This is a genomic window from Paenibacillus sp. FSL F4-0122 (assembly GCF_038002845.1).
GTDB classification, from domain to species: domain Bacteria; phylum Bacillota; class Bacilli; order Paenibacillales; family Paenibacillaceae; genus Paenibacillus_AQ; species Paenibacillus_AQ odorifer.
The window spans coordinates 4062811-4082212 of sequence record NZ_JBBODI010000001.1 but is presented as its reverse complement, the minus strand read 5'-3'; the positions used below and the strand labels follow the sequence as shown (position 1 = coordinate 4082212).

At 44.7% G+C, this 19402-nt stretch carries 18 protein-coding genes and 2 tRNA genes; 8 read left to right on the top strand and 12 right to left on the bottom strand.

Annotation, left to right across the window (positions count from 1 at the left end):
* Window positions 1-43: 43 nt before the first annotated feature.
* Both MHH49_RS17605 and MHH49_RS17600 read right to left on the bottom strand, forming a co-directional pair.
* The gene (locus MHH49_RS17605; protein WP_038572819.1) at window positions 44-1519 is read right to left on the bottom strand and encodes a glycosyl hydrolase; all 1476 of its coding nucleotides are present in this window, start codon (window positions 1517-1519) and stop codon (window positions 44-46) included.
* 174 nt (window positions 1520-1693) lie between these two features.
* Window positions 1694-2110: a cytidine deaminase gene (locus MHH49_RS17600; protein WP_038572821.1), complete on the bottom strand. Its 417-nt coding sequence runs from the start codon at window positions 2108-2110 to the stop codon at window positions 1694-1696.
* 106 nt (window positions 2111-2216) lie between these two features.
* On the opposite strand from MHH49_RS17600, the gene MHH49_RS17595 reads away from it, so the two are divergent.
* Window positions 2217-2648 carry a NucA/NucB deoxyribonuclease domain-containing protein gene (locus MHH49_RS17595; RefSeq protein ID WP_341138791.1) on the top strand — a complete coding sequence of 144 codons (432 nt, stop codon included), beginning with the start codon at window positions 2217-2219 and terminating at the stop codon, window positions 2646-2648.
* Between the two features lie 81 nt (window positions 2649-2729).
* Here MHH49_RS17595 and MHH49_RS17590 read toward each other — a convergent pair whose 3' ends face one another.
* Window positions 2730-2879 carry a hypothetical protein gene (locus MHH49_RS17590; RefSeq protein WP_155288175.1) on the bottom strand — a complete coding sequence of 50 codons (150 nt, stop codon included), beginning with the start codon at window positions 2877-2879 and terminating at the stop codon, window positions 2730-2732.
* Window positions 2880-3028: 149 nt separating this feature from the next.
* Between MHH49_RS17590 and MHH49_RS17585 the strand changes: the two genes are divergently transcribed.
* From MHH49_RS17585 to MHH49_RS17575, 3 genes are all read left to right on the top strand, one after another.
* Window positions 3029-3205 (top strand): YjfB family protein, encoded by a 177-nt coding sequence (locus MHH49_RS17585; RefSeq protein WP_076098563.1) that lies wholly within the window; start codon window positions 3029-3031, stop codon window positions 3203-3205.
* Between the two features lie 163 nt (window positions 3206-3368).
* Window positions 3369-3920, top strand: coding sequence for an ImmA/IrrE family metallo-endopeptidase (locus MHH49_RS17580; protein ID WP_340952066.1), 552 nt, complete (start codon window positions 3369-3371; stop codon window positions 3918-3920).
* A gap of 66 nt (window positions 3921-3986) precedes the next feature.
* Window positions 3987-4148 carry a hypothetical protein gene (locus MHH49_RS17575; protein ID WP_155288176.1) on the top strand — a complete coding sequence of 54 codons (162 nt, stop codon included), beginning with the start codon at window positions 3987-3989 and terminating at the stop codon, window positions 4146-4148.
* 83 nt (window positions 4149-4231) lie between these two features.
* Here MHH49_RS17575 and MHH49_RS17570 read toward each other — a convergent pair whose 3' ends face one another.
* Window positions 4232-4378 (bottom strand): hypothetical protein, encoded by a 147-nt coding sequence (locus MHH49_RS17570; RefSeq protein WP_170914301.1) that lies wholly within the window; start codon window positions 4376-4378, stop codon window positions 4232-4234.
* Between the two features lie 109 nt (window positions 4379-4487).
* Between MHH49_RS17570 and MHH49_RS17565 the strand changes: the two genes are divergently transcribed.
* The 3 genes from MHH49_RS17565 to MHH49_RS17555 all read left to right on the top strand — a co-directional run bounded on the left by MHH49_RS17565 (window position 4488) and on the right by MHH49_RS17555 (window position 6749).
* Window positions 4488-4823 carry a hypothetical protein gene (locus tag MHH49_RS17565; RefSeq protein ID WP_036683354.1) on the top strand — a complete coding sequence of 112 codons (336 nt, stop codon included), beginning with the start codon at window positions 4488-4490 and terminating at the stop codon, window positions 4821-4823.
* Window positions 4824-5268: 445 nt separating this feature from the next.
* Window positions 5269-5763, top strand: coding sequence for an RNA polymerase sigma factor (locus MHH49_RS17560; RefSeq protein ID WP_036683356.1), 495 nt, complete (start codon window positions 5269-5271; stop codon window positions 5761-5763).
* Window positions 5760-6749, top strand: a complete 990-nt coding sequence (locus tag MHH49_RS17555) for a hypothetical protein (protein ID WP_341138301.1) — start codon at window positions 5760-5762, stop codon at window positions 6747-6749. The genes MHH49_RS17560 and MHH49_RS17555 overlap by 4 nt, the downstream gene beginning before the upstream one ends.
* 899 nt (window positions 6750-7648) lie before the next feature.
* Here the strand turns inward: MHH49_RS17555 and MHH49_RS17550 are convergent.
* Window positions 7649-9207 (bottom strand): IS3 family transposase gene (locus tag MHH49_RS17550; protein WP_094903917.1). Its coding sequence is split into 2 segments (ribosomal slippage): window positions 7649-8574 and window positions 8574-9207, totalling 1560 coding nucleotides; the frame shifts between segments, so codons are not numbered across the junction.
* A gap of 228 nt (window positions 9208-9435) precedes the next feature.
* Here MHH49_RS17550 and MHH49_RS17545 point away from each other — a divergent pair.
* Window positions 9436-10110 carry a hypothetical protein gene (locus MHH49_RS17545; RefSeq protein ID WP_341138300.1) on the top strand — a complete coding sequence of 225 codons (675 nt, stop codon included), beginning with the start codon at window positions 9436-9438 and terminating at the stop codon, window positions 10108-10110.
* 288 nt (window positions 10111-10398) lie between these two features.
* Here the strand turns inward: MHH49_RS17545 and MHH49_RS17540 are convergent, their stop codons facing one another.
* The 7 genes from MHH49_RS17540 to carB all read right to left on the bottom strand — a co-directional run bounded on the left by MHH49_RS17540 (window position 10399) and on the right by carB (window position 19401).
* Entirely contained in the window at window positions 10399-10902 is a 504-nt protein-coding gene (locus tag MHH49_RS17540) for a hypothetical protein (RefSeq protein WP_038572831.1), read from the bottom strand.
* A gap of 697 nt (window positions 10903-11599) precedes the next feature.
* Window positions 11600-11673 (bottom strand) — tRNA-Ile (locus MHH49_RS17535).
* 44 nt (window positions 11674-11717) lie between these two features.
* Window positions 11718-11794: transfer RNA gene (locus MHH49_RS17530), tRNA-Met, on the bottom strand.
* 359 nt (window positions 11795-12153) lie between these two features.
* Window positions 12154-13638, bottom strand: a complete 1485-nt coding sequence (locus MHH49_RS17525) for an ABC transporter substrate-binding protein (protein ID WP_076098559.1) — start codon at window positions 13636-13638, stop codon at window positions 12154-12156.
* A 1042-nt stretch (window positions 13639-14680) separates the two neighbouring features.
* On the bottom strand, window positions 14681-15319 hold the full coding sequence (pyrE, locus tag MHH49_RS17520) for an orotate phosphoribosyltransferase (protein ID WP_036683370.1): 639 nt from the start codon (window positions 15317-15319) through the stop codon (window positions 14681-14683).
* Entirely contained in the window at window positions 15316-16062 is a 747-nt protein-coding gene (gene pyrF / locus MHH49_RS17515; RefSeq protein WP_094903789.1) for an orotidine-5'-phosphate decarboxylase, read from the bottom strand. Before pyrF ends, pyrE begins: the two co-directional genes overlap by 4 nt.
* 111 nt (window positions 16063-16173) lie before the next feature.
* The gene (carB, locus tag MHH49_RS17510) at window positions 16174-19401 is read right to left on the bottom strand and encodes a carbamoyl-phosphate synthase large subunit (RefSeq protein ID WP_036683372.1); all 3228 of its coding nucleotides are present in this window, start codon (window positions 19399-19401) and stop codon (window positions 16174-16176) included.
* Between the last annotated feature and the right edge of the window lies 1 nt (window position 19402).

The following is a 19402-nucleotide window of genomic DNA, read 5'->3' as shown; positions in this document are numbered from 1 at the left end:
CCGGGGCTTTTTGCTTGCGCTTGTACACTTGAAGTACTCTTTTTTAAGGAAGATAAAATGCCCCCGCTGGGATAACCCCCTTGATCTGGCTAGGACTCTCCCACTGCAAAACAACCCGGGCGTCGCCCGCATTCTCATAATACTCCACCTTTATTTCATACGGCTTACCTGCAATCAGACTTATGCTTCCTTTTCGTTCCTGGCCGCTCTGATTTACCCAACTATCAATGACTAGCCCGCCATCAATCCATACCCGTATCCCATCATCAGAGTAGGAATAAATCGTATAAATCTCGCTAAAAGCAGCCGTCAGCTTCCCACTCCACCGCACAGAAAACGCATCTACACGAATGGCAGGATCAGGCGAACCTTGTCTCCATGAAAAGTTAATATTGGCATCCGTACGCAAAAGTGCAGGTGTGCCGCTAAGCGTCATGTTATTGTAGTATTGCCCACAGAGTCCACTCTCCAGCACACTATCCCCGATAGCAGCGAAAGCGGCGGCCTCAGCAGCATACTCCTCTCGTGTGAATACCATTTTGTCGTTCATAAAAGCTTTTATCACAGCATCGGTATTCTTCTCATAGAGGAGTTTCCCCCAGGTCAGCTGATAAGACCATTTGGGCTGCGTTTTGGACAACAGTTCAGCAGACGGAAGCTCTCCATTCTCACCAATCGCAATCAGCTTGCCACGACCCAGATCCCATAAATTATCATAATGGCTAATCTTGAAATCCGCGTCATAAATGTCGAGCGCCAGCACATCTACCTTATCACTGCCCGGATAGTATTCTGCCGGCTCATCACACCACTGATTTTTTGCATTTGGACTCCAAACCCACAATAAATTATGCAGCTTATGATAATTGGTAAAACGATCGAACATAAGGTTCCACAATGCAGCGTAATTGCTCTTTTGCCCCCACCAAAACCATCCACCATTCATTTCATGATACGGCCGCCAAAGTACAGGAATCCCTGCGTCATTAAGCTTTTTCAGCGACTGGGCTATCTTATCCAGATCAGCTAACAGCGCATTATACTGGGTGGTACCTGAGGTTATATATTTATCAAAATCAGCATTGCTTAGGCTCGTATTTACATTCCCCCAAGTTGGCGCTGTCCCCGGTAATGCAGCGTGATAACACATCGTTACGATCCCGCCGGCTCTAGACCAGCGTATCGCACTGTTGACGACCCAATTCCGCTGATTGTCAATTAGAGCCTGGGACTGATTATTGATTGCGCCCAGCTCGTAGCCATGAAGCGCAGCATATTGCCCACTGGTATTTTTAAGCTTCTCCATAAGCTCGTCTGCACTTTCCAAATAATCATGTTGGCCGCTTATCACACCCTTTCCCTGCAAGTAATAGAGGGTATTCAGCAATAGCTGAGCCGAGGACGACAGTCCCGAATCCGCCGGAGCCATTTGTAATCTGCGAAAAGCCATCTGCCACTGCACATCGCCCACGAACCTTGATGCTGAATCAACCATCTGACGAATAATCCGCTGCTCCATCTATTCTCACCATCCTTTTAAATCTTTTTAAGTTATAGTATGGGGACAATAGTGACATGAACTCAGCGAATGGACATGAAGTTGTAAAATAAGTTGGGACGATATAAGGAACTGCTGAATAATTTCACGGCTCAACAAAAAAAGGAGCTCAGCGGCTCCTCATTACTTTTTTTCTTATCTCGTGTACCTTAAAGGCAATAGCTCAGTGATTTCATATTTAGCTAATCGGTCATCCTCCGATACAATTATCTTGCAGTCTATTCCGTAATCCGCAATTAACTCTCGGCACATGCCGCAGGGAGAGACTACTTTAATCTCTTTTTCCTCGCTGTCTGGATCAGAATGCCTTACCGCAACAATCGTATCAAATTCCTTATAACCTTCGGATATCGCTTTGCCAATCACCATCGCTTCTGCACAGACTGTAATCCTCCCCATGCTGGCTTCCACATGTACCGCTGTAAAAATCTCTCCTGTTTTAGTACGAAGCGCTGCACCCACATGATGACGCCCCCATTCATAACGTCTGGTAATTATATCTTCGGCAGCCGTAATAAGCGTCTGATCCTCAATGGTAATTATGTACTCCATATCCAGTTACGTCCTCCTTTATTTTACCTAATTATATTAAATCGCACTGAATTATGATATAAGATATACTATTTTAAGTGCCAAAAAAGGAGGAGCAGAATTGAAAGTGAAAAAATGGATCTCCAGTCTCATCATTGTTGCATTACTTGCTTTGGCTAGTTACTGGTTTGAACAAAACGGAGAGCCTACAGACCCCTCGTCTCCATCCAATTCGAGTGTTGTTCAGCTAACCTTCCCATCAGACCGCTATCCTGAGACCGCCAAGCATATTCAGGATGCCATTGCGAAAGGTGAATCCGCCACATGTACGATTAACCGAGAGCAGGCTGAAGAGAACCGCAAAGAGTCCTTAAAAGGGATCCCTACTAAAAAGGGATATGACCGGGATGAATGGCCAATGGCTATGTGTGAGGAAGGCGGCGTTGGTGCCGACATTGAATACATAACGCCAAGCGATAACCGCGGGGCAGGAAGCTGGGTTGGCAATCAGCTGGAGAATTATGCAGACGGAACCCGGGTGGAATTTATGTTTAAATAACGATCTGTCTGACCATCCCCAGGCAACAGAATAGCCCCACCTGGCATTCGCCAGACGGGGCTACACTTCACATCAGCTAACTTAGAATAAGCAAGCTTTAGTGATGATAACCAGCAAGATGAAAAGTACCAGGATTGCTCCTGTAGAAGTCCAAGGACTACACACCGGACCTACTGATGCTGGACTTACTACCGGACCTACGTTACAACCACAACCATGTTCCATACCCATTTTCAATTCCTCCTAATGATTAATGACTACAGCACAAGATATGTAAAAAGGAGATAAGCCGTTTGGGCGAATTGGCAAACAAATGCCAAACACCTAATGAATTGAAGGCGGACAGTCGATAAACAGGATATACACAAAGGAGGTGCAATATGGATATAGCTGCATTATCAATGGCAATGAGCCAAGCATCCTTAGCTCAAAATGTTGGGATACAGGTCATGAATATTGCCAAGAATCAGGCTGAAACCCAGAGCCAAACTATGGTGGAAATGCTGGGCAAAAGCGTTGCTCCGAATTTGGGAAAAACACTTGATATTAGTGTGTAATTGCTTTATGCTAAGGGTACATGAGAACTAACGTTCCTATGTATCCTTAGACTTTTTTTACTCTACATAGCCCTTCGGGCTTTTCTTTTGCGCATTTATGCGAACATACGATCCCATTAGTGATTTATTAGTGATTTTAAACGAGGTGAATAAGTTGGAGAACATGAAATCATATTATCAAATGACTGTGCTTGAGAAATGGACGGAGGATTTATACAAGCGATTAAATCTTCATCAGCCTTCGCAAATTTCAATATCGTATATTGCAGAGCGGCTTAATATCTGGGTTCATTATTTAGATGTGAGAAGCAAGAGCATTGAAGCGTCTGCAGGGATGTACAGCCTGTTTATCGACAACCGCCTTCCAGCCAATCTTCAACGGCTAGAGTTTCTTCATGAACTGTGTCATCTACTTCGCCATGGCAGCGATAATCAGACCTTGATGCCAGAGCATTTCACGCGGGCACAGGAGGACGAATCCGAGCGTTTTATCTTGTATGCGGCGATGCCTTACACCATGATCTCCCGCATGACATTGCCTGAGCAACGGGAAGATGCCATCTCCTATCTTGCAGCAGAATTCCAAGTACCTGCCGAGCTGGCCTTACAGCGGATTGATCAGATCCAAAGACGTGTGTTCCAAGGGCAATTATTGGCCGTGATGGGAAGAAACGAAGAACGACTGACACATATTCGCAACGGATCACGGAGATAATAAGCTTAGTTGCAATAGTTCTCTGCATATTCATTTATGGTGGAATTTCTCGTGAGGGGGAACGACATGGAAGCCATTAAAGTAATTGAATTATTACTGACTCATCCGGATTATAATGTAGATGCAGTACACCCCGAAATCCCGGATTTTGTGGGCATTGAGACGATTGAGGTGGATCACGAAACAGGGACCTTCTCCATTTTATTGCAAGAACCCAAAGAAGACTAAAAGAGAATCATTATTCTTCATAAGTTAAAAGGCAGCAAATATAGTATGTCCCGGCAATTCTTCGTTCGCCTACGCCTGGATTACTATCGGTATTTGCTGCCTTTTTGTATTACACAACCCCAAATTAAAAACCATAAAATTTTCATCCCCGGCAGTCTCGGCCTTGCCTGGTTTTCCAGCACCTTAATTCGCTGCTCCAGCTCCAGTATTTTCTCTTCTTCCTGCGTCATATTCTTACCTCCTTTCTTATTTGTACATTTACAAGATATCTATGAATGACATAATAGTCTCTGTATATTATCTTATACTATATACAAATTATCTATATGGAGGGAATTAATGAAGAAAAATACAAAACTAATCTTCATCGTTCTAATCCTTTTAATCTGTGGAATAACATCCTTAGCCCTCCACTCCTTCCGAAATCATATGAACAGAGAAGTCATTCATTATCTAATAGAGACGAGAAATTATAAGAAGGAAGATTTTTATAAAGTATACACCCAGATCGCCAAAGCTCCCCTCGTAAGTACCACGGTGATTTTCGCAGACGAACCCTACGCAAGATACTTTTATCGAAAAGAAAATGGAAGGATCTATCAATACAGCAGGGCTCCCGTTAAAGGTAATGATCCTAGCTATACATATAAACATATCGAAGAGGATCTCCAGTGAAGGAGTCACTCTATTAAAAAGACGCGTTTGTCCAGCAGTCAGCACTTGGTGCTTGGGCAAATGCGTTTTTTTTGATCTCCCCTGTTCTAAATAAGTAACCATCGTTTGCGTAGACAATATTGGCGTGCTGCTTAGCAGCTATCGGACACAGTTGAGCTTATGCGTAGCATAACCCTCCATTTCGAAGTGTAACGGACCCCCTCGCCTTTATTGGCATGAGAAACACCTTACAAGGCCCACTTTTTAAGGAATAGCGTCACTGGGGTCCGCGAACTTGCTCAAAAGTCTATTTATATGCAAATAACGACTTCTGAGTCCATAACCCTCTGGCGATAATTTATGAATAGGCATTCTCTACTCTCAAACACAAAGAAATTTTCTCAGGAACAAAATGTGACCTAATGCCGTCCTAAATGGTGTTATAGGTAAAGGGGGGCACAGTATCATGCAGCGATCCATGACCCGGCCGGGAAATCATGTGATGAAGAGTTACGAAATTTACGCAGATATGCTGTTCCGGATCGCTTTGGTCCATCTAGGCAGCCGGCAAGATGCCGAAGAAGCCACTCAGGATACCTTCATCAAGCTAATAGAAAAAGCGCCAAAGTTCAAAGATGCCGAACATCAGAAGGCATGGCTGATCCGGGTAATCACCAATCATTGTAAAACACTACTGGGCAGAGGCTGGCGCAAGCGCGAGGTTAAGCTGGAGAGCGCTGAGCCAATTGCGGCAGACAGCCCCGAGGATTGGGCTCTGCTGCAGTTAGTTATGGCGATGCCCATGAAGTATAAAACCGTAATCCATCTTTATTATTACGAGGACTATCCCATCCAGGAGATCAGCAAGATTCTGCAGATTAGTCAGTCTGCCGTGAAAATGAGACTTCAGCGGGGACGGCAACGGTTAAAACTGGAGCTGGAAGGAGCGGAACCACAGTGAAGGAAGATCAGTTTCGAACATCATATAAGAAAGCGGTGGATTCGATGAAGCCAGGTGAAGAAATGAAAAAAGAATTGTTCGACAAAATGGAGCAGCGGCAGGAGCGGAAACGTCCGCACAAGACAGTTTATATCGCGGCAAGTGTCGTGCTCGCCGCAGGAATCGGTCTGGCTGGGCCTAGTATATGGCAGCAGTTGAACAGTCAGAGCTCCCCGGGGCAGGTTGCCCAGGTAACTCCGGGTGTAAGCAATGCTGGCAATTCGGGCACAGCTACATCGGGCAGCATTGTCATTCCCAAGCTGAAACTGCCAGATAAGGAATCTGGCGTGAAGGCAGATATGATCGCCTTGGTCGTGTATAAAAATAATATTTACACACAGTCAGCGACTCGCATCGACGCTGCCGATGCTGCCGCTCTGCGCGGTGACAAGTTAGGACGCACTACAGGCGGCATCAACGAATGGAGCGGTAACGACGAATATATTGAGTTAGCCTCGAACATCGGCGAAACGGATCTCTATTCCGTGAAGGGCTATGACTCCAGCTTCCTGATTATGTCCTATTCGGAAATCAACGGCGAGGTATTCGCTGAACTGTATGAGCACACGAACGGCATCACCATAAACAGCGGCGCCGACCTATTCGGCAAGCTGAATCTTGAAGGCCGAGTTACTTCAGCTCAGTGGGAAAGCTTCAACAGCTGGAACAACGGCCTCCAGCAGCAGGCGCCAATCGCCAATGGCGAGGCGCTTGATGGCTTCCTGACAGCACTCCAAGCGGCTAAACCGCTGACAGCAGAGCCGCTGATCGAGCAAGGCATCTACGACAGCGAAGACCGCAAGATCATCTATCTGCAGCTGGAAGACAACGCCCGAGTAGAGCTGACGCTGTTCGGTCAAGGACTTGTACGCTACGGTCAGGCACCGGTATTCTTCGAGGTCGAATCCGGGGCATTCCAGCAACTGTGGGACAGCATGAAACTTTAGGGATGTTGGTGGATACCCAGGGCCTGCGGTTGGGATTGCGATCGGGATTGCGATCGGGACTGCGATCGGGACTGCGACTAGGGCTGCGGTTGGGATCGAGATTGCGATCGGGACTGCGATTGAGATTGCGATTGGGACTGCGATCGGGACTGCGACTAGGGCTGCGGTTGGGATCGCGATTGCGATCGGGACTGCGATTGAGATTGCGATTGGGACTGCGATCGGGACTGCGATCGGGACTGCGATCGGGACTGCGATCGAGATTGAGATTGGGACTGCGGTCGGAAGCAATTGGGTACATCGTTTCGGTCGCCTTGCTCTCCATTGGAGGAATTTAGCTGACTGCTAACAAAACCGGCGCTGCTTCCAAACCATTTCATGGTTTGGAGCAGTGCCGTTTTGTGCTTTACTGTATGGTTTATGAGCCCGCATACTAGATATGCTGGTTGTAGAGGTGAAACTACTGACTGTTCCTTTATAGGCTACTTCTCATTGTAATTTCTGCAACTACATCTGCGAGGAGCATGGCACTAACGAGCTAACGAGCTAACCTCCTTCACCTCGAGCTATCGGACCTAGATGCCGCTATTTGCTGATTTTCAGCCTTTGGAGCATGGTTTCGGACTCCATGGACGCTAATGCCTAGAAAGAGACTCAAATGCGGTACTTTTTATGCCAATAGCGACTATGGAGTCCGTTAGAATTGCAAATGTGGAGAAAAACCTCTTTAAGGATCAGCTGGGTCCGATAGGAGCCTCATACCAAAAATGCTCCCTAATCAAACGAAGTTTGGTGTTTAGTATAAGTAAGTTTGCAGCAAGAAAGAGTGCCCCAACAGCTATTTTATCGGATACTGAACTGCACCCCGTCAAGTAGACAGCACAAAAAATAAAAGTAGTTTAAGCGGCCTTAGTCCTAAATTCAATGGGACTGAGGCCGTTTAGTTTTGCCTGTAACCGTTCGTTATTATAAAAGTGAATGTAGGTATCAATATCTGTTTGGAGTTCTTCAAAGGTCTGGTAGGTATGTAAGTAGTACTTCTCACATTTCAATGTTCCCCAGAAGGATTCCATCGGCGAATTGTCAATGCAGCAGCCTACTCGGGACATGCTTTGCTTCAGTTCTGCATCGTCCAGCATCTTCTTAAAATGCAGAGAGGTATACTGGAAACCACGGTCGCTATGGAGTAAGGTTCGGCTCTCCGGTGCTGCCTGCAAAGCTAATTCCAGTGTGTTAAAAACTAGCGAATTATTATTGGAATGACCCAGAACGTAAGCAACAATGGACTTGTCATACAGATCTTTTATTGCACTTAAATACGCCTTCTTGCCGTTGCCGTATTTGAATTCCGTTACATCCGTTACCCATTTTTGGTTTGGAGCTTCAGCCTCAAAATTACGGTTCAGCACATTCTCTGCAACCTGCTGAGGCGTGGAGCCTACATACTTCTTTCTCTTTCTGCGGATGACTGACTGGATACCTTGGCATCTCATCAGCCGGTACACTCGCTTTGCGTTAATAGATTTATCCATTTGTCTGCGCAAATGCAGGGTCAATTGGCGATACCCAAAGGTTCGTTCCACCTTCTCATACAAGAGGAGCATGGCCTCTGTCAGTTTCTCGTTGTCAGCCTCTCGAAAACTGGGTTTGCGATTCAACCATTTGTAATAACTTGACCGTGAAATCCCTGCGATGTCACACAAAAGCCGAATGGAGCAAGACTGTTCCTGCTGAACAGCCTGAATGGCCAGGTAGATATTCACCTGGCGAATGGTTCTTAACGCCTCCTCTTTTCGAGTTCCTCTAACTTTTTTAGAAAAGCATTCTCCGCACGCAGGCGTGCATTCTCGTATTCCAGCTTTTGCATCGCGAGTTTGTGGCGATCTGCTTCCGTAAGTTCTTCAGGCGCTTTGGTGCGTCCTCTACCGTCTCGTAATGCCTCTTCACCACCTGCTTCGTACTTCTTTACCCAGCTATATACTTGTTGGTAAGACACGTGAAAATGGCTTGCCGCCTTCGCATAGTCTTCTCCGTTCGAAAGGCAGTACAGCACGATATTTATCCGTTCCTGCCAAGTGGTTACGCGTCCTTTGGTCATAGCTTTAGTTCCTCCTGAATGAGCTGTTAAGCTGTTGCTATGACCATTATACTTCCTAATCCAGTTGGCGAGTTGGGTTGCACTTGCAATCTTATACTTGCAGATGATTTGGTTTTGCGACAATCCTCCCTCGAGATAATCCTTAACGGCATAGAGTTTAAGTTCTGCAGAATACGTACGATTGTAGCTTCGGACTTCCAGCCCTTCGTATCCATACAATTGATAACGTTGCCGCCACTTCACTATAGAGTTTTTGGATATTCCATACTTCCGGGCCGCAGCTTTCAAACCAATGTCGCCCCGTTCAATTTCTTGGAGAATCGTTAACTTTTCCAGTGCTGTATACTTCTTTTGTTCCATAAAAATGCTCCCCATACAGCGACAGGTTTTTATTATTTCACCTGTCTACTATATGGGGAGCATATCATACCGGATAACTCTTTCTTTTTTTCTGTCCATAACAAATCTTTCATACTCCAGAGTCCTTATGTTACTAATCCTCAGTCAAATACAATTCAAATTTCCTCACTATTAAACTATTTCACATGGTAAAATAAACCTGATTTAAATAAAAGGAGAGTACATAATATGGGATTTTTCAAAGGAGTATTACAGGGTCTTCTTACAATAATAGAAGATAGAGAATATCAGAAACTTTCGGAATCAAATACTATAAAAATCGATAATAAATTAACTTATACTCCAACAGTAAACAGACAATTCGCCATCATTGAAATTAAAGGTAATAATTATCTGCATAAAGATAGCATATTGAGCATGAAATTGAGTTCAGGATTTTTATCCATTGAAAACGTTATGATAAGTCGTTCATTAGTGTCAGGAAATCTTGATATGCTTAATTTATCGCAAGATGACTTTAACAATGGCGTTAACCTATATGGAATGATTTCCGATGAACGACAGAATGTAACAGAGATAGTATGTTGCTTGAAAAATGATATTTCCTTAATTCAAGGGTACGTTCAAGAAGCACTCGCTATTAAAAAGATTGAAGCTGAAAGAAAATTCATAATTCAACAAAATGAACAACTTAGGAAAGAAGAGGAAGAAAAACGAAAAAAATCACAAAAAGAATACTTCCAAACGCATATCAAAGAAAAACAAATTATGAAATATGGAATACGTCACACTAAATGCTGGAGATGTCATGCTCCTTTAGGCACTGAGACACACCCTATTCATTATTCTTGTGGTTGGCTCCAGTGTGACTGCGGTGCATGTAAATGCAATTATCACAGATAGTAAAAGAGTATTTTCGTTTTCATCGGTTACTTCTCCTTAGTGGGTACTTGTAAACTCAACCGCGGTGACCGGGGGCTAGAGTTATTGCTGGATTAATTCTTTACGAAGCAATTTGCCCCAAAGGCAAATCAAAAGTACGCAGTATTTAGAGCATGCTTCTACATTGTGCGTTCAGTCATTCGCGAGCATCTCCTGTTGAGCATTATAGTTCGACTACTACGACATAAAAAAGGAACGCCCACCATGGACGCTCCTTTTTTTCTTATTCGTCTACAAAATTCTAGCTAGTTACGCATTTACACTTTCCGATTTTCGATCCTGTCTTGCGTGTAATGTTTTCATTGCAAATCTTGCTATCGGCTGCGCAACCAACAGTTCAATCCAAAATGCTATACCAAAGTTTCTTGGCCAGATGTGAAGGAAATTTTTAAGTGGATCCAGGCTTATTTGTTTCGTCCCAACCCATGTGCCGATAATTGATAGTAAAATAGATAACACCGTGACATTCAATAAAGTATTCAACAGAATCCTTGCATTAAATCCATCTGTTTGTCCCATGAATTTCGGCATCACTTTCCCAACAATCGGTCCTGCAACTAATCTTACAGATAAAACTACGATCATCCACATAAACGGAATAACCTTTAGTGTATCTATATACACTTCCTTACTGAAGCCACGTTCCAACCCCACAATAATAGGGGCAATAGTGTTTACTGAAATGATTGAAATAATGAGTAAAAATAGTATACCTTCTTTTCCGTTTCTGGGCAGTCTTTTGTCTCCATGCATGTTTGTCATCTCCGTGAATAATATTTCAGATGGCAGACGTATCATGAGACATATATTTTTGGCCCAACAAAAAAGACCAATATCTCTACACACTGATTTAATAATTATAACATTTATTTAAAATGAATGTCAGACCTTCTACTAAAATTTATTAAATCGCCCTACTAACAAAGAACAGTTACCTGCATGCGCCTTACCAAGAGCGGCAGTGGCAGAGAAGTAAACTGCCGTACTCTACAAACGACACTAGAAATATTCTAGATTGGCTACAATGATAACCAGTGGTACTTTGCAAGGTTTTTCAGAATATTATTGATGGTCTTAGGGAACGCTATACGCAAATCGGGGCTAAAAAAAGAATACGAGGACTCATACAAGGAAATTGACTTAGTATGTTGCTACTCTGGTCGGAGCTATATAAAGCTAAAGGTAGCTGCTGAACGACTGGGTATGACTCCAGCGATGTTCAACGAATAATACTCACACCTACTCCCAATCATGCAAGAAGAGGCCGTTGATAAAATTGAAGCAGAACTGAATAAATACGCTGAAAAACAGCTCGAAACTGCAGAAAAATAATTCCCGTTAGCAAATCCGTTAGCAAACTCAAAATTCTGTTATTTATCCATTCTACTTTCTTATATTGCTAAGCTTATAGACAGCAAAAAACCCTTACAAAGTAAGGGTTTTTGATAAGTGGGCCCTGAGGGACTCGAACCCCCGACCAATCGGTTATGAGCCGACCGCTCTAACCAACTGAGCTAAGGGCCCGGATCTAAAAATATCCGAATGTACAATTGCTGTTGTAATAAAATTGGTTGCGGGGGCAGGATTTGAACCTGCGACCTTCGGGTTATGAGCCCGACGAGCTACCGGGCTGCTCCACCCCGCGTCAGAAATAATATTCAAACAGCGACAATAAATAATATACAGTACAAAATGGGTCTACGTCAAGGATGAATTTGTAAAAGTTCTCAAGGCAAAAATCTAACCCCATATCTTCCTTTGCGGGATCGATAAATTTCCACAAAACTTGGGTCATGATAGCCATAAATCCAGCCATCTTGCTCCAACCTTTTTGCTAAACAACCTGCTTGAAATCTCGTTCTGAACAGTTTCGCGAAGTATATCCAATTCATGATGCCCTCTTCTCCTTTTCGCAAATTAATCTCACGCTGCTCTGAACTTATCATGCCCAAGTTCCACAAAATAAGCCACCGGAAATCCGGTGGCCGCTACATATTCCAAAACTTAATCCCCTATAGAGTCGAAATAATATGTGGGATCTTTTTCGAGCGTACCCAGCATGGTATTCCCTTGCTTCTCCCAAGCTTTGAGGGCACTCTCCACCGTTCTTTTGCCCTGATAAACTTCTGTGAATAGTTGGCGCCCAACATCGTTAATACGGCTAATTCCAGGCTTCTGTGTTTGTAGGACGTTCATCAAAGGATCATTGGCTGGTAATGGTTTGAGCGTATAGAAGGATTCCAGATTTACTGAAGGTACCTTCGTGGTAATGTAATCCTTACGGGAAGTTAGTTCCCCGCGAGTATGAGCTTTAATTTTGGCTACCTCATTACTGTTGACGAACTTGATCAAATCCCAAGCATCTTCCTTATTAGCAGCCATAGTGTTGATAGCCATCATATTACCTACCCAAGTACCTACAGCCACTCCTGGTTTCTCCTTAAAAGTAGGTACGGTAACGAAACCCCAATCGACGGGACTGTAATTTTTAATTTTTGCTGCATTGCGGCTCACACCTGCAAGCTCATTAAGATAATCGTATTCTCCAATTACCATTGCAGCTTTTCCGGTAAGGAATAGATCCCCTTGGACAGGACTATACGTGCTCCGTTCTGTTTCTATAAAATCCATACCGTTTAACCCAGGTGTAATTTGCTTTTTCACCAATTGGCTGTAGGTCGTCCAAGCTTGACTCCACTGTGTTTGGTTTACCTCCATCTTATGTCCCTTGTTGTCATACATAGCAAGCTCAAGCGGTGAGACATAGGTCTGCATATCCCAGAAAGGATCGCTCATATAACGGTTCATCGAAAATCCATATATACGCTTATCTTTATTTGTCGATTTCTTGGTCACCTTTTCGGCCAGCGCGAACACTTCATCCCAAGTCATTCCGTCCGTCGGATAACCTACACCAGCAGCATCAAAAATACCTTTGTTAAAATATAACGCACTCGACATAAAGGTCGGTGCTAACGCGTAAAGACTTCCTCCACCCAGCTCACGTACTCCATTTAACATTGTAGGTGCCATATTGCTTAAATCATATTGATCTCGTGCGATAAGCGGCTCCAGCGATTGCACCAGATTATGCTTCACCAAACTCTTCACCAATGTACTATCACCGACGATTACATCAACTGGCTGTGCACCGCCCATAATTGTTCGGATATTCTCCAGATTATCTGGGTTAACCTCTGGATAGGTGCTGTCAAAACGAAGCTCATTCATATTGATGGCTGGAATAATCTCAAGTTTGATTTCAGGATGCTGCAATTCATACATATCTGTAAACTGCTGACGAAAAGAAGAATCGTCTTCTCCAGACCAGAGGCTGCCAATACGTAACACGCGCTGTTCTGTAGATGGCTTAGAAGCCTCTGCCCAGGCTGTATGCCTGCTTTCAGAAATTAAAGGCAATAGCAGTGCAGCACATACTCCAAAGCTTAACCAGCGCCGCCATAGCCTTCTATTATTTATATGATTCATTCTTGAACCCTCCCATAAAATACTCAATCCATCCACCTTATGAATAATTACCCATAATTCTAGTAACAGTATATAGCTTTATTCAGGAGGGGAAGTTACAGGCTGTTTAAAGTTATGCTACGATTTCTTCATATTATTTCTATAAAAAACATTCCGGGAGTTTTCTGAGGATCCTGATATGCCTTTCTACGGTAAGATAATTGCACTTTGTGCAACTATTACAGCTGTGTGTGTTGCGCTTCTCCTTTTAATTGCACTATGTGCAGTTAAAAAATGTTATTAGGTGCTTTCGGCGGATTTCTGGTGGATATAATTGCACAAAGTGCAACTATATCGCCAGATCCTCTAATGAATGTTAGTTTAAGTGCACGAACTGCAACTATTCGGCGTTTGTGACGACAGTGCGATGAAATCACCAGGTGTCAGAGCGCAATATACCAGAGCGACAGAGCGTAATACCAGAGTGACAGAGCGCAATAAACCAGAGTGACAGAGCACAATATACCAGAGCGACAGTGCGCAGGTCAGCCAAATGTCAGAATGTGAATGTGAATGCAAACACCAAAACCCTACTCTCCACTCCACTCTACTTTTCCTTTTACCAATACAGCATTTGCCTTCCCTACTAACTAACCTACTAACTAACCTGCTGCCTTTCCTATGACCGGCACAAATCGCCCCTTCTACGCAGGATAATTGCACTTTGTACAACTATTAAAGCCGAATGTATTATGCTTCTTCCTTTTAATTGCACTATGTGCAGTTAAAAAACGTTATTAGGTGCTTTCGGCGGATTTCTGGCGGATATAATTGCACAAAGTGCAACTATATCCGCCAGATCCTCTAAGGAAGGTTAGTTTAAGTGCACGAACTGCAACTATTCTGCGTGTGTGACGACATTGCGATGGCATCACCGGGGCAGAATATAGTATTCCAGAGTGTCAGAGCACCTTTTCCTTTTAATTGCACTCGGTGCAGTTAAAAAGAAAAGCCTCCCACCAAAATGTGAGAGGCCCGTCCAATCTATACACAGGTATTTATTTTAAACGCCAAATGCGGACGGATCTTTTCTCCAAGATTTCAGCAGTTCCACATCCGTAGCTGCGATCTCGCCTTGTGTAAGAGCCACATCAATCAATGTGCTGTAGTTGGACAAGCTTTGTAATGGCATTTCAGCGGCAGCAAAAGCATCGACCGCACGATCCAGCTCGTAGCTGAAGATTGCCAATACAGCCAACGCTTCTGCGCCTGCTTCTTGCACAGCTTGAGCTGCTTTGATGGAGCTTCCACCAGTAGAGATCAGGTCTTCGATAACGACTACCTTTTGCCCCGGCTTAATTAGGCCTTCGATCTGATTCTGCTTGCCGTGACCTTTAGCTTTATCGCGGATATAAGCCATTGGCAGATTGAGTTTATCAGCTACCCAAGCTGCGTGAGGAATGCCTGCGGTTGCTGTACCTGCGATCACCTCTGCATCTGGATACTGGCTTTTAATAAGCTCAGCGAAGGCATCAGCAATATAGTTACGTACCTCTGGGTAAGCCATAGTCAGACGGTTATCGCAATAGATCGGGGACTTAATACCAGAGGTCCAGGTAAAAGGCTCCTGCGGTCGCAGTGCCACCGCTCCTATCGTAAGTAGATAACTTGCTACTTGTTCACTTCTATTTAATGTACTCATGCTAGGGTCATCTCCTCAATAATATTTAGTGCTGCTTGACGTGGATCAGCTGCAGTTGTAACAGGACGTCCCACCACCAGGAAGTGGCTGCCTTGCTGAATGGCTTTGCCCGGCGTCATCACCCGGGACTGGTCACCTAAGGATGCACCTGCTGGGCGGATACCAGGTGTAACTGTGCAGAATGCGGGTCCACAAGCCTCTGCGATCGCTGAGGACTCTTGTGGTGAAGCCACTACCCCATCCAGACCTGCAGCGGCTACCAGCTTAGCGTATCTGACTACAGTATCTGCTACGTCTCCTGCGATTCCAATTTCGTTATTCATCACTTCTTGGCTCGTGCTGGTTAGCTGTGTAACTGCGATAATCAAAGGCATTTTAAGCGCAGCATTCCCATTAACTACTGAAGCAGCGCCTTCACGGGCTGCAGCCATCATTGCCGAGCCTCCAGCGGCATGTACGTTAAACATATCTACACCGAGGTTCGTAAGGCTTTCTGCCCCGCCTTTTACCGTGTTAGGAATATCATGCATTTTGACATCTGCAAATACAGAATACCCCCGAGATTTCAGTTCATTAATGAATTCCGGTCCTGCTGCATAGAAGAGCTGCATTCCCACTTTCATATAACAAGGAATCCCTTCCAGCTTGTCAATCAAGGTTCTTGCCCCAGCAACATCAGGGTAATCCAAGGCGATCATCAAGCGATTCGCCATTTCATTCCACTTTGCATCTCCCTGTCCCATAACCGTTCTCCCATCCAGTGCAGACTTAAATCCACACTCTTCATTTATTAGCCCCTAGGCATAGCGGAACGGTCTGCGTAAACGCAAACCGCCCTATGCATCTTTATGAGATTAGTTTAATTGTCCGACAAAAGCAGGCATGGACTGTGACGAGAAGTTGATCGTTTGCAGCATTCTGAGCAGTGCCGTTACTGTATCGAGTGATGTCATACATACGACGCCATTCTCAACCGCTTCACGACGGATACGGAATCCATCACGCTCTGGTGTTTTCCCTTTAGTCAGTGTATTAAAGACGAAGTTGGCTTGCCCACCACGAATCAAGTCGAGAATGTTCGGTGCACCTTCATCCAGCTTGTTCACGTTCATTACGTTGAGACCTGCTTCTTCAAGCGCTTGAGCGGTTCCTCCGGTAGCAATGATCTTGTAACCCAGCGAGTGGAAGCCTTTCATAAGCTCCACAGCTTCTGCTTTATCTTTATCTGCCACTGTAACGATGATAGCGCCGGTTGCTGGAATTTTCATTCCTGCTCCGATTAGACCTTTATACAAAGCTTTTGCATACAATTTATCGCGGCCCATAACCTCACCCGTCGATTTCATTTCAGGTCCGAGCGTTGGTTCTACTCTACGCAGCTTGGCAAAAGAGAACACCGGCACTTTAACCGATACATAATCACTTTCCGGCCATAGACCTTCTGTATAACCGTCATCTTTCAGCTTGCCGCCGAGAATGATTTTGGTTGCCAGATGCGCCATTGGAATTCCAGTTACTTTACTCAAGAATGGAACCGTACGCGATGAACGTGGATTTACTTCAATGACGTACACTTCATTCTGATAGATGACGAACTGGATGTTGACCAGACCAATCGTTTTCAGTTCCTTAGCAATCTTGATTGTGATCTCTGCAATTTTTGCTTTCAGACCTTCATCCAGATATTGCGGAGGATATACAGCGATGGAGTCACCGGAGTGAACGCCTGCACGCTCAACATGCTCCATAATCCCTGGAATAACTACCGTCTCACCGTCACAAATTGCGTCTACCTCAACCTCTTTACCAAGCATGTAACGGTCAATCAATACCGGATGCTCCGGATTCACCTTAACCGCTTCTACCATGTAGCTAAGCAATTCCGCATCATTATATACAATTTCCATTGCGCGTCCACCAAGTACATAGGAAGGACGTACCAGCACCGGATATCCAAGCGATTGTGCAGTTTCTACTGCTTGATCTACGTTGATAACCGTCTTCCCTTTTGGTTGGGCAATATCCAGACGAGCCAGCAAAGCTTCGAATTTCTTCCGGTCTTCAGCTTCGTCAATACTGTCTAGGCTAGTTCCGAGAATCTTAACGCCAGCCGCACTTAATGGTGCAGCAAGGTTAATGGCTGTTTGGCCTCCGAATTGTACGATAACTCCAATCGGATTCTCTTGCGCAATTACGTTCATTACATCTTCAAAGAATAAGGGTTCAAAATACAACCGGTCCGAAGTATTAAAGTCCGTAGATACAGTCTCAGGGTTATTATTGATAATAACCGCTTCATAACCTGCCTTCTGAATCGCCCACACTGCATGCACAGTGGAGTAATCGAACTCAATCCCTTGACCGATCCGGATTGGACCCGATCCAAGTACGATAACCTTTTGTTTATCGGAATGAATGACTTCATTTTCAGTCTCATAAGTAGAGTAGTAGTAAGGTGTAGAAGCTTCGAACTCAGCCGCACAGGTATCTACCATTTTGAATACAGGCGTTAATCCTCGCTCTAAACGAAGCGCGCGTACATCAGCTTCTTTGATGAATTTAACGTTCGCTTGTCCTTCTGCACGAATCTCAGCAATCGCACGGTCTGTAAAACCTCTGCGTTTAGCTTGATACAGGGTTTCTGCTGATAAGCTTTCATCCCCACGGATAACCTCTTCAAAGTTGATCAATCCCTCGATCTTGGACAGGAACCACCAGTCCACGTTAGTGATATCTTGAATCTCTTGCAAGCCAAATCCGCGGCGGAAGGCTTCCGCGATCAAGAACAACCGCTCATCATCAGGTTTTGCCAGACGTTCACGCAGGACGCTTTCTTCCAAATCTTCAGCGCCCGGCAGGCGGAAACGGTGTACACCGATTTCCAGGGAACGAATTGCTTTATGAATGGACTCTTCGAAGGTACGACCGATGGCCATAACTTCTCCAGTTGCTTTCATTTGTGTGCCCAGCTTACGGTTCGCATGAATGAACTTGTCGAACGGCCAGCGTGGGATTTTGCTTACGATATAGTCAAGTGTAGGCTCGAAGCAAGCATAGGTCTGTCCAGTAACTGGATTGACGATTTCATCAAGTGTGTAACCAAGCGCGATTTTGGCAGCCATTTTGGCAATCGGATAACCGGTTGCTTTCGAAGCCAAAGCCGAAGAGCGGCTGACACGTGGATTTACTTCGATTACATAATATTGATAGCTTTGCGGATCCAGTGCGAACTGCACGTTGCAGCCACCCTCGATATTCAGCGCACGAATGATTTTGAGTGAAGCGCTGCGCAGCATTTGATATTCACGATCGGATAACGTTTGGCTAGGTGCCACAACGATACTGTCACCTGTATGCACACCTACCGGGTCGAAGTTCTCCATGTTGCAGACAACGATACAGTTGTCGTTCGCATCACGCATAACCTCGTATTCAACTTCCTTCATGCCGGCAATACTTTTCTCCACCAAACATTGTCCGATCGGGCTATAACGAATACCTGCTTTGACAGTCTCAAGCAGCTCTTCTTCGTTGTCGCAGATCCCGCCGCCGGTGCCGCCAAGCGTATAGGCCGGGCGTACAATTAGAGGGAAACCAATTTCCTCAGCGAATTTCATCGCTTCATCTACTGTGGTAATAATAGTGCTCTCTGGTACAGGCTGTTCCAGTTCGCGCATCAGATCACGGAACAAATCGCGATCCTCTGCTTTTTCGATGGACTCAAGCTGGGTACCTAGAAGCTTAACATTCTCTTGCTCTAGTACTCCTGCACGAGCCAATTCTACAGCCATATTAAGACCTGTCTGTCCTCCCAAAGTTGGCAACAAGCCATCTGGGCGCTCCTGACGGATGATGCCAGTTACGAATTCAAGGGTAATCGGCTCGATATAAACTTTATCAGCCATATTGGTGTCAGTCATGATAGTCGCTGGGTTACTGTTGATCAGCACAACTTCGACGCCTTCTTCTTTCAGGGCCTGACAGGCCTGCGTTCCGGCATAGTCAAATTCTGCGGCTTGCCCGATAACAATCGGTCCAGAACCGATTACTAATATTTTTTTAAGCTTTTCATTCTTAGGCATG

Bases quoted from the DNA above. Each gene is read 5' to 3' on its own strand.
- MHH49_RS17605 (WP_038572819.1), bottom strand. From the start codon at position 1,519: ATGGAGCAGCGGATTATTCGTCAGATGGTTGATTCAGCATCAAGGTTC.
- MHH49_RS17600 (WP_038572821.1), bottom strand. From the start codon at position 2,110: ATGGAGTACATAATTACCATTGAGGATCAGACGCTTATTACGGCTGCC.
- MHH49_RS17590 (WP_155288175.1), bottom strand. From the start codon at position 2,879: ATGGGTATGGAACATGGTTGTGGTTGTAACGTAGGTCCGGTAGTAAGT.
- MHH49_RS17585 (WP_076098563.1), top strand. From the start codon at position 3,029: ATGGATATAGCTGCATTATCAATGGCAATGAGCCAAGCATCCTTAGCT.
- MHH49_RS17580 (WP_340952066.1), top strand. From the start codon at position 3,369: ATGAAATCATATTATCAAATGACTGTGCTTGAGAAATGGACGGAGGAT.
- MHH49_RS17575 (WP_155288176.1), top strand. From the start codon at position 3,987: ATGGAAGCCATTAAAGTAATTGAATTATTACTGACTCATCCGGATTAT.
- MHH49_RS17570 (WP_170914301.1), bottom strand. From the start codon at position 4,378: ATGACGCAGGAAGAAGAGAAAATACTGGAGCTGGAGCAGCGAATTAAG.
- MHH49_RS17565 (WP_036683354.1), top strand. From the start codon at position 4,488: ATGAAGAAAAATACAAAACTAATCTTCATCGTTCTAATCCTTTTAATC.
- MHH49_RS17560 (WP_036683356.1), top strand. From the start codon at position 5,269: ATGCAGCGATCCATGACCCGGCCGGGAAATCATGTGATGAAGAGTTAC.
- MHH49_RS17545 (WP_341138300.1), top strand. From the start codon at position 9,436: ATGGGATTTTTCAAAGGAGTATTACAGGGTCTTCTTACAATAATAGAA.
- MHH49_RS17540 (WP_038572831.1), bottom strand. From the start codon at position 10,902: ATGCATGGAGACAAAAGACTGCCCAGAAACGGAAAAGAAGGTATACTA.
- MHH49_RS17525 (WP_076098559.1), bottom strand. From the start codon at position 13,638: ATGAATCATATAAATAATAGAAGGCTATGGCGGCGCTGGTTAAGCTTT.
- pyrE (WP_036683370.1), bottom strand. From the start codon at position 15,319: ATGAGTACATTAAATAGAAGTGAACAAGTAGCAAGTTATCTACTTACG.
- pyrF (WP_094903789.1), bottom strand. From the start codon at position 16,062: ATGGGACAGGGAGATGCAAAGTGGAATGAAATGGCGAATCGCTTGATG.
- carB (WP_036683372.1), bottom strand. From the start codon at position 19,401: ATGCCTAAGAATGAAAAGCTTAAAAAAATATTAGTAATCGGTTCTGGA.